The sequence below is a fragment of the Bacillus sp. FSL W8-1143 genome (genome assembly GCF_037965155.1).
Taxonomy (GTDB): Bacteria; Bacillota; Bacilli; order Bacillales; family Bacillaceae; genus Bacillus; species Bacillus pumilus.
Genome location: NZ_CP150182.1, coordinates 2,337,575 through 2,350,084, shown reverse-complemented (window position 1 = coordinate 2,350,084; position 12,510 = coordinate 2,337,575). Strand labels below are relative to the sequence as shown.

15 protein-coding genes are annotated in these 12,510 nt (G+C 41.7%); 13 read left to right on the top strand and 2 right to left on the bottom strand.

The window, feature by feature from the left end:
• The first annotated feature begins 13 nt into the window (after positions 1-13).
• The 9 genes from NSQ36_RS11910 to NSQ36_RS11870 all read left to right on the top strand — a co-directional run bounded on the left by NSQ36_RS11910 (position 14) and on the right by NSQ36_RS11870 (position 5,665).
• Positions 14-619: a hypothetical protein gene (locus tag NSQ36_RS11910; protein ID WP_251190281.1), complete on the top strand. Its 606-nt coding sequence runs from the start codon at positions 14-16 to the stop codon at positions 617-619.
• A 92-nt stretch (positions 620-711) separates the two neighbouring features.
• Entirely contained in the window at positions 712-1,188 is a 477-nt protein-coding gene (locus NSQ36_RS11905) for a hypothetical protein (RefSeq protein WP_310024424.1), read from the top strand.
• 188 nt (positions 1,189-1,376) lie between these two features.
• Positions 1,377-1,673, top strand: coding sequence for a YxiJ family protein (locus tag NSQ36_RS11900; protein WP_339205765.1), 297 nt, complete (start codon positions 1,377-1,379; stop codon positions 1,671-1,673).
• A gap of 18 nt (positions 1,674-1,691) precedes the next feature.
• On the top strand, positions 1,692-1,838 hold the full coding sequence (locus NSQ36_RS11895) for a hypothetical protein (protein ID WP_339205763.1): 147 nt from the start codon (positions 1,692-1,694) through the stop codon (positions 1,836-1,838).
• A gap of 282 nt (positions 1,839-2,120) precedes the next feature.
• Positions 2,121-2,990, top strand: a complete 870-nt coding sequence (locus NSQ36_RS11890; protein WP_339205761.1) for an alpha/beta hydrolase — start codon at positions 2,121-2,123, stop codon at positions 2,988-2,990.
• A 75-nt stretch (positions 2,991-3,065) separates the two neighbouring features.
• Positions 3,066-3,422 carry a winged helix-turn-helix transcriptional regulator gene (locus NSQ36_RS11885; protein ID WP_034620552.1) on the top strand — a complete coding sequence of 119 codons (357 nt, stop codon included), beginning with the start codon at positions 3,066-3,068 and terminating at the stop codon, positions 3,420-3,422.
• A gap of 190 nt (positions 3,423-3,612) precedes the next feature.
• Positions 3,613-4,245 (top strand): 3-hexulose-6-phosphate synthase, encoded by a 633-nt coding sequence (gene hxlA, locus NSQ36_RS11880; RefSeq protein WP_050943711.1) that lies wholly within the window; start codon positions 3,613-3,615, stop codon positions 4,243-4,245.
• Positions 4,242-4,799, top strand: coding sequence for a 6-phospho-3-hexuloisomerase (gene hxlB / locus NSQ36_RS11875; RefSeq protein ID WP_050943712.1), 558 nt, complete (start codon positions 4,242-4,244; stop codon positions 4,797-4,799). The genes hxlA and hxlB overlap by 4 nt, the downstream gene beginning before the upstream one ends.
• A 140-nt stretch (positions 4,800-4,939) precedes the next feature.
• Positions 4,940-5,665: a DsbA family oxidoreductase gene (locus tag NSQ36_RS11870; protein ID WP_003216513.1), complete on the top strand. Its 726-nt coding sequence runs from the start codon at positions 4,940-4,942 to the stop codon at positions 5,663-5,665.
• Between the two features lie 33 nt (positions 5,666-5,698).
• Here NSQ36_RS11870 and NSQ36_RS11865 read toward each other — a convergent pair whose 3' ends face one another.
• Positions 5,699-6,799, bottom strand: a complete 1,101-nt coding sequence (locus NSQ36_RS11865; protein WP_339205756.1) for a GntR family transcriptional regulator — start codon at positions 6,797-6,799, stop codon at positions 5,699-5,701.
• Between the two features lie 273 nt (positions 6,800-7,072).
• Between NSQ36_RS11865 and NSQ36_RS11860 the strand changes: the two genes are divergently transcribed.
• The 4 genes from NSQ36_RS11860 (at position 7,073) to NSQ36_RS11845 (ending at position 12,257) form a co-directional block, all read left to right on the top strand.
• On the top strand, positions 7,073-8,698 hold the full coding sequence (locus NSQ36_RS11860; RefSeq protein WP_226803743.1) for an FGGY-family carbohydrate kinase: 1,626 nt from the start codon (positions 7,073-7,075) through the stop codon (positions 8,696-8,698).
• Positions 8,692-9,396, top strand: coding sequence for an L-ribulose-5-phosphate 4-epimerase (locus tag NSQ36_RS11855; protein WP_003216476.1), 705 nt, complete (start codon positions 8,692-8,694; stop codon positions 9,394-9,396). Before NSQ36_RS11860 ends, NSQ36_RS11855 begins: the two co-directional genes overlap by 7 nt.
• Before the next feature lie 17 nt (positions 9,397-9,413).
• Entirely contained in the window at positions 9,414-10,835 is a 1,422-nt protein-coding gene (araA, locus tag NSQ36_RS11850; protein ID WP_339205754.1) for an L-arabinose isomerase, read from the top strand.
• 81 nt (positions 10,836-10,916) lie between these two features.
• Positions 10,917-12,257 carry a sugar porter family MFS transporter gene (locus NSQ36_RS11845; protein WP_050943716.1) on the top strand — a complete coding sequence of 447 codons (1,341 nt, stop codon included), beginning with the start codon at positions 10,917-10,919 and terminating at the stop codon, positions 12,255-12,257.
• A 35-nt stretch (positions 12,258-12,292) separates the two neighbouring features.
• Here NSQ36_RS11845 and NSQ36_RS11840 read toward each other — a convergent pair whose 3' ends face one another.
• Positions 12,293-12,505 carry a hypothetical protein gene (locus tag NSQ36_RS11840; RefSeq protein ID WP_003216677.1) on the bottom strand — a complete coding sequence of 71 codons (213 nt, stop codon included), beginning with the start codon at positions 12,503-12,505 and terminating at the stop codon, positions 12,293-12,295.
• Between the last annotated feature and the right edge of the window lie 5 nt (positions 12,506-12,510).

Sequence of the window (12,510 nt, the reverse complement as noted above, 5' to 3'; positions counted from 1 at the left end):
AAAGGAGCATAAAGTGAAACATTTGTTTATATCCGATCCAAAAGAATTTGAACATGTTCTATCGTTTGTTCATTCGCTTGTTCACAGTACAAAGACATTCCCTACTCAAGTGTTGAAAACGAAAACACCTCATTATTTATTCGAAGAATTCCATTGGTTGTTATCAGATGATAGCTGGGAAATGTTAAAAGGTTTAGCTTTGAATCATCATGATGACTATATACTCATGGCTGTATTAGATGAGCAGAAGAGCATGGATGATTATTATCGGAATTTTGGTTATTATCCTTGGGTGAAAATCCCGTTAAACCTCACGCCAAGTGATTACCTTGATCTCTTAACGGATTATCCGATAGAAAGTGTAAATGATAGCATAATGGATATTGCTTCACGTGTGATATGGGTTTCCCCTTCTGCGAAATGGATCATTTATGGCGAAAGAGGTTATGAGATAGGAGTATTAGCGATTCATCAATTAGAACAGATGAATAAACAATTGTTAAAAACGTGGAGAACTTTAGATGAGATTGTATTAGGTTGGATTTCAGTTGTATATCCGAATCAAAAACTTCCTGATGATTTTAGAAAAGAACTGATTCGAAATTATAAAAATAAATAATAAATGTTACATATATTACATGTTCTGATTTTGATACTGTAGAATATTTTTAGTTTTGTTTGATGTTTTAAATCGATGAGGTGGAGCAAGTCATGAGAATCGTCTTAGCAAAAAAGGAAAATTTATTCAAAGTAAATGAATTAATAAAGAAAATCAATTTAAACGTAGAAGAGTATCATTGGGTCATAAGTGATGTGACACTCACAATGCTTCATGATCGGAAAAATCAATCCCATTCAGAAGTCATGCCAGATTATACGGATTTTTTATTTCTGAAGGGTGAACATTTCAAAAAATTCTTACATGACTATTCTTATTCTTTTATTTTCGCTGTTTTGACCGCATTGCCTCGTCATGTCGATCATTTGAATATCAGTTCAATACCTCAAATTGAAGATAATGAACGATATTGGAACGTGAATTATACACCCGTTATTCCTCAAGCCGTGTTTGAAATCGGATTTTTTGATTCGACAGATGTTATTTTTACAGGAGATCAGAAAATCTTAAGCGAATTTCGAAAAAAAGCGGACTTTATTTCATTTGAAGAATATTTACAAACTCCGTGACATGATTCGTTAGGAGAAATGAGATGTTTAGTAGTTTAGAAAGATGGATCGAATGCAGCTACCGTCCTCATAGAATATGGAACCTGTACAATGAACTACTTGAAGAATTTGATACAAATGCAAATTGTCTATTTAACATAAAAGTCTAGATGAGATTTTAGAAACAATGAGAGATTGGGGAAAGGTCCATGAAAATCAGCCGTGATAAACAAGATTTATTCGATGATTTAAAACAACGTTATCAATACTTATTAGATTCAGCTTATCCAGATGAGGTCGTCTCTTTTGAAGAAGAAACTGGTATATGTTCAGATGATTTTTATATGTTTTTTTCACTTGTTGCAGGCAGCTTAAGTTATGTGATCGATCATAAACGAATACCGAAAAAACAGTTAAACGTGCTACGTCAGTCATTTGAAGAGCAATATCCCTATGTTCAATACCATGAAGAAACAAGAAAACGAATGATTGCACTTATACAATAACCTTTTAGAGGACAAACGATGACATGGTTTTTAGATGAAAAAATCCAAAAGCAAATCCCAGATTTCAATATCAACTATCTAAAGCAAATCAATGAATTTCACTACTTTAAAGAGTATAATGAACATTACGACTTGATCAATTGTATTGTTCTACACATCCCATGAATCCCCGAATCTACAAGCAGACATTCATCTGAAATTTACCAACGTCTCTTCTGTTCAAATCAAAGATTTGGACTTAACAAACGATTCTAGTCTATATTTAAATATTGAGCCTTTGGATAGAGGCTGGGAAAATTTGAATTACTTTGTCGAAGACTTTGAAGAACAGTATTTTTCTTTTTATTGTCAAACCGTACAAGTCATACAAGTCGTATCAAATGAATCGGGCTAGTCTCTTTACATATGTGCGAATCAAGCTTCTCCATCCCAACATAGAAAGGTGCAATGACATTGAATCGAATGATGAAATGGCTTTTATTTGCGGCAGTCATCGCTGGCTTATTGGTATGCGCATTCTTTGTGTTCCGTTTAAACCAGCCTAAGCCGACGACGAACATCCATTATGCAGACACTCAAAACAAACAGCAAACACTCGATATGTATATGCCAAAGGGAAAAGATGAAGGCAAAAAGAAGAAGCATCCAGTCATGTTCTATCTCCATGGCGGCGGCTGGACAGGCGGCGATAAGAATAGAGTCGCTTCAAAGGCTGATTATTTTACCGGTCAAGGGTATGTGTTTGTTTCGATGAATTATAGGCTTCACCCTGATGCCAACTATGAGCAGATGGCAGATGATACGGCAAACGCCATTAAATGGGTCAAGGATCATGCAGATGAGTATCAAATTGATTCATCAAAAATCAATGTCATGGGTCACTCAGCGGGCGGTCATTTGACGGCATTGGTGGCCACAGATTCGACTTACTTAAAACGTGTGGGGCTGTCGCCAAAAACGATCAATTCTATCGTGATTTTAGATGGTCCGTTAAACATCAATCAATTTATCCAAGCCATTCCATCGTATAAAAAAGTATTTGGTAAACAGGAGAAGAACTGGACAAAGGCATCACCTGTCACTTATATGAATCAAGCGAATGTACCGCCTGTTTATTTGGTCACGGGGTGGGAAAATCCTGAGGTGTATCGATTTGCAGAAAAACTGAACCATGATAAAGGTTCTAAGTTTGTGTTTCGGGTCCATTCGCTGAGCCACAGTGACTTGAATAAATGGTTTGGATCAGACAGGGCGCCAAAAGAAGCGCAAAAAATGACAGAGTCTGTTATGACATTTGTGAACAAACAAAATCAATAACAAAGACTGTATGCTCGACAATCCATTTTGCCGCAGTATATGATAAAACGTAAATGGTTTGTACCAAAGGAGTGTATGTTGTTGTCATCACGTATGGAAAATAAAGTGTTCAATTGCGAAAAAGAGCTGACGCTAAATATTATCGGCGGTAAGTGGAAAATGCTGATTTTATGGCACCTGGGCAGAGAAGGGACAAAACGATTTGGTGAGCTAAAGTCGTTAATGCCTGGGATTACGCAAAGAATGCTTGTCAATCAGCTAAGAGAATTAGAGGAAGATCACATTGTGCATCGGGAGGTTTATCCTGTCGTTCCGCCAAAGGTTGAGTATTCCCTGACAGAACTAGGAGAAAGCTTAATGCCGATTTTAGAGTCGATGTATGATTGGGGAAGACAGTATCTCGACAGCAATTTTTTAAAGGATGATAAATAGTAATACATGCAAAAGATACTGGTCGAAAAGACAGTGTCTTTTTTGTAACCATATGCGAAAAAGTATAGTATGTAAAAAAAAAGTGCGTACTTGGATTGCTCCCATCCTGTTGTTATACTCATTTCATCGTGCAAGAAGCCCTATTCACGGAGCTCTTGAAGATGAGATGAAAAAACGGGAGTGAACATTCATGAAATTACAATTAGCATTAGATTTAGTGAATATACCAGAAGCGATTGAGCTGATCAAAGAAGTAGAAGGATCGATTGATGTAGTCGAAATTGGAACACCTGTTGTGATCAACGAAGGCTTGCGTGCTGTCAAAGAAGTCAAACAGGCATTTCCAAACTTACGTGTACTCGCTGATCTGAAAATTATGGATGCGGCCGGCTATGAAGTGCAGCAGGCATCCGAAGCTGGAGCAGATATCGTGACCATTCTTGCAGCGGCAGAAGATATGTCCATTCAAGGAGCGGTGAAAGAAGCGAAAGCAAGAGGGAAACAGATTTTAGTGGATATGATTGGTATCAAAGATATCGCTGGCCGTGCAAAAGAGCTGGATGAGCTAGGAGTCGATTATATTTGTGTACACACAGGCTATGACCTGCAAGCGGTTGGTCAAAACTCATTTGATGACCTGATGACCATTAAACAAGTCGTCAAACAAGCGAAAACAGCGATTGCAGGCGGAATTAAGCTTGATACGTTACCTGAAGTCGTAAAATTAAATCCTGATTTGATCATTGTCGGCGGCGGTATCGCAAGCCAGGACAATAAAGCAGAAGTGGCCGCACAAATGAAGCAGTTGATCTCACAATCATGAAGACCAGTGACTATGTGAAAGCCATTTTGAATGAGCTTTCTGAGCACTCGCCCGCTATTCAAGACGAACAAGCAGAGCGGCTTGTCTCAAGCCTTTTAACTGTAAGAAAGGTCTTTGTGGCAGGTGCTGGCAGGTCTGGTTTGATGGGAAAATCATTTGCCATGAGACTCTCGCATATTGGAGTCAAGGCTTATGTGGTCGGTGAGACCAATACACCTTCCTTTACTGAAGAAGATCTCTTGATTGTGGGGAGCGGATCTGGCCGAACAGAGACTTTGCTTGTCCTTGCAAAAAAGGCGAAAGCAATTGGCGGAAAAGTGGCAGCTTTCACGCTTTCTGCTGAGTCACCTCTAGCTGATCTATCGGATAAAGTCATCTTACTGTCAGGTGCACCAAAGGATCAACAGGAAGGAAGCCATCATACCATTCAGCCAATGGGCTCGCTATTTGAGCAAGCGCTACTTCTGACATACGATGCGGTCATTTTACGTTTAATGGAAATAAAAGAACTCGACACTCATAAAATGTACGGTCACCATGCCAATTTAGAATAGTCATTTTCAAAGCCTTTCCTTTCTTAAAAGGAGAGGTTTTTTCATTTCAATCAAGATCAGAATCTTGACATAACCGATTTGTTGTAACTATAATTGTTACATCGTTAAAGAAAAAGCGTAAACACGGAAGGAAGATGAACATGAAAGTACAAATCTGGTCAGATATCGCCTGTCCTTTTTGTTATATAGGAAAAAAACAACTAGAAACAGCGCTTGAACAATTCCCTCAAAAGGAACAGGTAGAAATCGAGTTTAAAAGCTTTGAGCTTGATCCACATGCACCTGCTCAGGTCGATTTTGATGTCCATGATATGCTCGTCAAAAAATATGGGATGAGCCGCAGCCAGGCCATGGCGATGAATGAGCAGGTGAAGCAGGCCGGCAAAGAGAAAGGAATCGATTTTCAATTTGATCCACTCGTGTTGACAAACACCTTTGATGCCCACCAGCTGGCGCAATATGCTGGTCAAATGGGAAAAGGCGATTTCGTCATGGGAGAGCTGTTTCAAGCTTATTTCACAGATGGAAAGCATGTTGGTGATCGTCAAACCCTTTTAGATATTGCAGAAAAAGCAGGTCTTGATTTGCAGGAAGTACAGCAAGTTCTAGGCGGCGAAGAGTTTGCTGATCATGTCCGAAAAGACGAACAAGAAGCGAGACAGCTTGGTATCAATGCTGTTCCGTTTTTCTTGATCAATGGCAAATATTCAGTGGCAGGTGCACAGCCAGCCGATACCTTCCTGCGTGCACTTGAAACGGCTTGGACAGAAGAAGCAGCTCAAGCTGAGAAAGAGGCTGCCAATTCATTTGAAGCAGCATGTGCAGATGGCGTATGCGCAGTGCCTGCCCCTAAAGAAGAGATCTAACCATATAAAAAATGAGCCTTCTCCAAAAAGGGCTCATTTTTTTCTTGTATTCATTTGTTTGATCGTTTCACCTGGAACCAATTCAGGTTCGTAAAAGGTTTGATGAGGGAGATTCTTTTTCCCTTGCACTTTTTTAATCATCCAGTCTGCTGCATCCCGGCCCATTTGCTCCTGAGGGTGCGTCAGTGTTGTCAGCTTCACATGGGCATTTTTCTGGGCAATATATGAATTATCCTGTCCAATAATGGAAAGGTCCTCTGGAATGGACAGACCGATGTCACTGCATACATTGGCAACTTCTAATCCAACCTCATCGTTATAGCAAACAAGGGCAGTCAGCTCATGCTGATGCTTTAATAAGAAAGTTTTAATATCATCCCCCAAATGCTGCTTCGATTCTGTATCGAAAAAGAGTACGTGCTCAGGCAGGAAATTAAGCTTGGCTTCACCGAGCGCTTGAATATAGCCCTTCATTCGGTACTTTCCCTGTAAATCATCTGTTTTTGAGATCAGGCCGATTTGCTGATGTCCCGAGGTGATCAGCTCTTTTGTGGCTAAATAGCTGGACTTCACATCATCCAAACAGAGAAAAGGAACCTCTAACTGCTCATAATAGGCATTGATCATAATGAGCGGTACATCCTGTTCTTTAAAAGATAGGTAGTACGAGATGTTCGGGTTGTATAAATTGCTTTTCGTCGGCTCGACAATGAGTCCGTCCACACCAAAGGACAGCATCATTTCGAGCGCTTTTTTCTCCTGTTCTACATCATTATTCGTACTCGCCAGTAACAAAGAATAGTTCTCTTCGTTTAATCGGCTTTCAATGCCTCGAATGATGGAAGGGAAAATGTAATCGGATATGTATGTCGTGATAACCCCAATCGTTCTCATATGCGTATGTCCAGCAGGCTTTGTTTGATATTGATTGGTCGCAAATGTGCCTGAACCCTTTTCACTTCGCAAAAACCCTTCACTCGACAATTCTAAGATGGCCTTTCGAACCGTATGCCTGCTCACTTGATACATCTCCTGCAGGCTTGATTCAGTTGGAATACGTTCCCCGATTCGGTAATCCCCTGTGAGTATTTTGCTTTTTATATCATCGATAATGATCTGGTACTTCTTTTTCATCGTTTCACTTCTTTCTCAGTTGATCATCTACTCGGATTGAGAAGAAATTGTATGGACATATTTTAACATGGTTGTCGAATCAAAAACAGGCGCTTCCCCTTTCTGTCGTACCAGCTTTAGAAAAGTGCAGGTTTTTGTCATATTGTGTATGTACAACTATATTTATTATTGACATATGTACGTACAAATATTATATTGTGAATGTGCACAGAGAATCAATGAATCTAGAAAACGAAAATTGAAACCGTTATCATTCATGGAGGTGAACGCAGAATGAATCATGAAGAGACGACCAAAGCCTTAAAAGAAGGACGGACATCTTTAGGGATTGAATTTGGTTCAACACGAATTAAAGCCATTTTAATAGATGAAGCGTTTCAGCCAATTGCCCAAGGTGCATTTGAGTGGGAAAGTTCTCTCCAGGAAGGAATTTGGACGTACAACTTAATTGATATCATTACAGGTCTTCAAGTAGCGTACCGAGAGATGAAAGAGCAAGTCGAGCAAAGGTATGGCGTGACCATTCAAACCATTGGCTCAATTGGGGTATCAGCTATGATGCATGGCTATGTGGCATGTGATCATACAGGAGAGGTCCTCGTTCCGTTTCGCACATGGCGGAATGCAACAACCATTGAGGCGAGTCAAAAACTGACGGATGTCTTCCAATTTCATATTCCAGAAAGATGGAGCATTGCCCATTTGTATCAAGCCATATTAGAAGAGGAAAAACACCTTTCCCGTTTAGAATATATAACCACTCTATCAGGATACATTCACTGGCTGTTAACAGGAAAGCAGGCCATTGGCATTGGGGATGCGTCAGGCATGTTCCCAATTGATGAACAAACGAAAGATTACAATGAAGAAATGCTCCATCAATTTGAAGACTTGATCGCAGAAAAAGGCTATCCGTGGAAGCTCCGTCACCTTCTGCCGCGTGTTTATTTAGCAGGCGAGGAGGCTGGCGTGTTAACGGCAGCAGGAGCAGCCATTTTAGATCAAGGCAAACATTTGCGGCCAGGCATTCCATTTTGCCCCCCGGAAGGTGACGCCGGAACGGGCATGGTGGCAACCAACAGTGTAGAAAAACGGACAGGGAACATTTCAGTTGGGACATCTGTTTTTGCCATGATTGTGCTAGAGCAGGAGCTAAAGGGTGTGTATCCAGAAGTGGATATGGTCACAACGCCGGACGGACTGCCAGTCGCAATGGTTCATGCGAACAACTGTACAAGTGACTTAAATGCTTGGATGAATATCTTCAGAGAGGCATTTGACGCACTAGGCGTGCAAGTGTCGTCAGGAAAGGTATACGAAGCCTTATTGCAGCAGGCGTTAGAAGCAGATCGAGATGGCGGCGGACTCTTAAGCTATGGCTATTATTCTGGTGAAAATATTACAAGACTGCCAGAAGGAAGACCTCTTTTTGTCAGATCAGCTGAAAGCCGCTTTAATCTGGCTAACTTCATGCGTACCCATCTTTTTTCTGCTTTTGGCGCAATGAAAATAGGGATGGATCGCTTAAAAGAACAAGAACAGGTTGTGATTGATCGTTTATTAGCACATGGAGGGTTATTTAAAACACCGCTCGTTGGTCAAAAAATGGTGGCAGCAGCGCTTGATACACCTGTATCAGTCGTTTCCACTGCGGGAGAAGGCGGTGCGTTTGGAATGGCTGTCCTTGCTTCCTATATGGTCCATCATCAAAAGCAAACATTGGCTGAATTTCTCACGCATCAAGTGTTTGCCCATACATCAGAAGAACTGATAGAACCCGATCCGCTTGATGTCAAAGGCTTTGGCGAATTTTTAAAGCGCTATCAAGACGGCCTTCCGATTGAAGAGGCGGCAGTAGCACATCTGATGCCAAAAAAAGGAGTGACAACCGTATGCTAGAACGCTTAAAAGAAGAAGTATACGAAGCCAATTTAGATTTACCGAAATATGGACTTGTGAAATTCACATGGGGCAATGTCAGTGCGTGTGATCGTGACAGCGGTCTATTCGTTATTAAGCCTAGCGGTATAGCGTATGACCAATTATCAGCTAAAGACATGGTTGTGGTCGACTTTGACGGTGAAGTAGTGGAAGGGGAATACAGCCCTTCATCAGATACAGCAACACATGCTGTCCTTTACAAACACTTTGAGGAAATTGGCGGTATTTCACATAGCCATTCCATGTGGGCAACCGTTTGGGCGCAGGCAGGTCTCGATTTACAGGCAATGGGCACAACACATGCCGATACATTTTACGGCGCTGTTCCGTGTGCTCGATTTCTGACAGAAGATGAAGTGAATCGTGGTTATGAGGTAGAGACGGGCCGGCTGATCATCGAAACGTTTGAGAAAAGAAACCTAGATGTGATGGCGGTGCCGGGTGTATTGCTTCAAGGTCACGGTCCATTTACGTGGGGGAAAGATGCAAAAAGTGCGGTCACAAACAGTGTGATTTTAGATGAAGTTGCCAAAATGAATTTGTTCGCAAAGCAATTAAATGAATACGCAGAACCTCTTCCGCAGCGAATTTTAGATAAACATTACTTAAGAAAACACGGCGAACATGCGTATTACGGACAAAAACCTTCAAGATAAAGAAAAGAGGGATATCTATGTTAACAAGTCAACATAAAGAATGCTGGTTTATTGTTGGATCACAGCATTTATACGGAGATGAAGCACTGCAGAAAGTAAAAGCAGATGCACAAAAAATGACGGATGCCTTAAATGAGAGCGGTTTACTTCCTTATCCAGTGATCTTGCAGGAGCTAGCTGTCAGCGCGGATCAAATCACAAAGCTGATGAAAGAGGTCAATTATCGTGATGAAGTTGTCGGCGTGATGACGTGGATGCATACATTTTCACCGGCAAAAATGTGGATACGCGGGACCAATCTTTTGCAGAAGCCTCTTTTGCATCTTGTCACACAGTATTATGAAAAGATTCCGTGGGACACGATCGACATGGACTATATGAATCTTCATCAATCGGCACACGGAGACAGAGAATATGGCTATATCAATGCACGTCTAAATAAACAAAATCAAATTGTTGCCGGTCATTGGTCTAAGCCGGATGTGCAGCAGCAAATCGCTGATTGGATGGACGTGGCAGCTGCCTATCATGAAAGCTTTCAGATCAAAGTGGCTAGGTTTGGTGACAACATGCGCCACGTGGCTGTAACAGAAGGTGATAAAATCGAAGCCCAGATTCAGTTAGGGTGGACCGTTGATTACTTTGGCATAGGCGATCTTGTCGAATATGTGAGTGCAGTAGAAGAAGCAGAGGTAGATGCATTATTTGCAGAGTATTTAACGCAATATGATGTGGATTATGGAACGTATTCAGTTGAAGATTGGGAAAAAAGTGTTAAGGTGCAAGCGCGCTATGAAATCGCTATCAAACGCTTTTTAGATGAAGGCGGGTACAATGCCTTTACGACAAACTTTGAAGATTTACATGGAATGAAGCAGCTGCCAGGACTTGCGGTACAGCGGCTAATGGCAAAAGGATATGGCTTTGCCGGGGAAGGCGATTGGAAAACTGCTGCGCTGGACCGGTTATTAAAAGTGATGAGTCATCATCAATCCACTGGTTTTATGGAGGACTACACGTATGAAATGACCTCTGGACAGGAAGCAGTGCTGCAATCTCATATGTTAGAAGTAGATCCGGCGCTCGCCCATACGAAACCTGTCATTGTCGTATCTCCACTTGGAATCGGAAACAGGGAAGATCCAGCTCGCCTTGTGTTTGATGGAAAAGCAGGGGAAGGTGTTGTCGTTTCTATTGCTGACTTTGGAACTCATTTCAAATGGCTCATACAAGAAGTCGAAGCCTTTGAGCCGGAGGAAGCAGCACTTCATTTACCGGTTGCACGTGTGCTCTGGAAAATCAAGCCGAATTTTCAGGACGGCGTCAAAGCATGGATTAAGCAAGGTGGGGGTCATCACACAGTTGTATCGCTCAATTTAACGGTTGATCAAATTGTTCATTTTGCAAAGCTTGTCAATGCAGAATATGTGGTTTTATAGAAGGGTGAAAGGTCTTCTACTGAGTGCAGTAGAAGCACGGGATGAAATGAAAGCGGTTAATTAAGTGAGGGGGTCATCCACTTGGAGAAAAAAGTGTCAAGCAAATTTATTTTCTTTTTCGGATCCTTTGCAGGCATCTTATTCGGATATGATATTGGTATTATTGCAGGGGCAGAAGGACATATTCAGCAAGAATTTCAGCTCAGCCCATTATGGCTTGGAATTGTCGTCTCTTCATTAATGGGCGGGGCGATTATCGGCTCCATTTTAAGCGGTCTGTTAGGGGATAAATTTGGCCGTAGAAAGCTTATTTTGGTCTCATCCGTTATCTTTTTTGTCGGAGCGATCGGATCAGCTATCGCACCAGAAGAGATTTCATTAACCATTGCACGTATCTTTTTAGGAACAGCCGTAGGGACAGCTTCATCTTTGGTGCCGGCCTACATGTCTGAAATTGCTCCTGCTAAAATTCGCGGGAAATTGTCTGGGCTCAATCAGCTCATGATCGTGAGCGGACTATTGCTGAGCTATATTGTTGCATTTGTGTTTGAACCTGTTCCAGACAGCTGGCGCTGGATGCTCGGTAGTGCCGCTTTATTTGCCATCGTACTTTATATTGGGATGCTGAAACTTCCTGAATCTCCGAGATATTTAATTAAGCACGGAATGCCTCATAAAGCACGAGAGGTATTAGGATCACTACGCTCTTCTCGTGAAGAAATCGAAGCAGAGATGCAGGAAATTTTAGAAGTCGCAAAAGAAGAACGCTCTGGTATTCGTGAATTGTTCCAAAAGAAATTTAGAATGGCTCTTTTCATAGGGGTTGGGATGGCGACCCTTCAGCAAATACAAGGCGCGAACTCCATAGTGTATTATGCAACGAGTATTGCTCGGAATGTAGGCCTTGCACCTCAGGTTGCCGCAGGTTTTACAGTCATTGTCGGTGTCATTTTTGTCGTCACCACCGTGATCTTTTTACAATTTGTCGACCGGTTCGACCGCCGAACGATTCTCACCGTAGGGGGAACGGGCATGGCCCTTTCTTTCTTTGCACCAGCCGCATTAGGTGCACTTGGCGTGAGTGAAGGGATTTTAAACTGGGTGACATTGATTTCACTTTGCTGCTTTATCTTGTGCTACGCCTTCTCATGGGCACCGATCACGTGGATCATCATCGGCGAAATCTTCCCGCTTTCTGTCAGAGGTATCGGCGCAGGTATTTCATCTGCCTTTAACTGGACGGGATCGTTAGCCGTCGGACTTGTGTTCCCTATCCTGGCAGATAAATTCAGCTTTGGGGTCATTTTCTCCTCATTTGGTGTCATCTGCTTAATCGGACTATTGTTCACCCGCTTTGTACTAGTTGAAACAAAAGGAAGAAGCTTAGAGCAAATCGAAACCGATATGGCAGCACGAGTATAAAGAAAACCCTCTATCCCATGTGGATAGAGGGTTTTTTACTCAAGCGTCTGTTTTAGCTCATCTGGCAATAAATCAATCAATTGATCATAAGAAGATAAATCCAGCACTTCAAGCAGCGCATAATATTTTGCATAAACCTCACTCAGCTGATCAGGATGATTCGTTTCATATCGATTCAAATGCAATTGAGTCAGTTCAAGTGCAATGTCCAGCTTGTTTCGTTCGATTGGTTGTGTCGTATTGATCATATCGT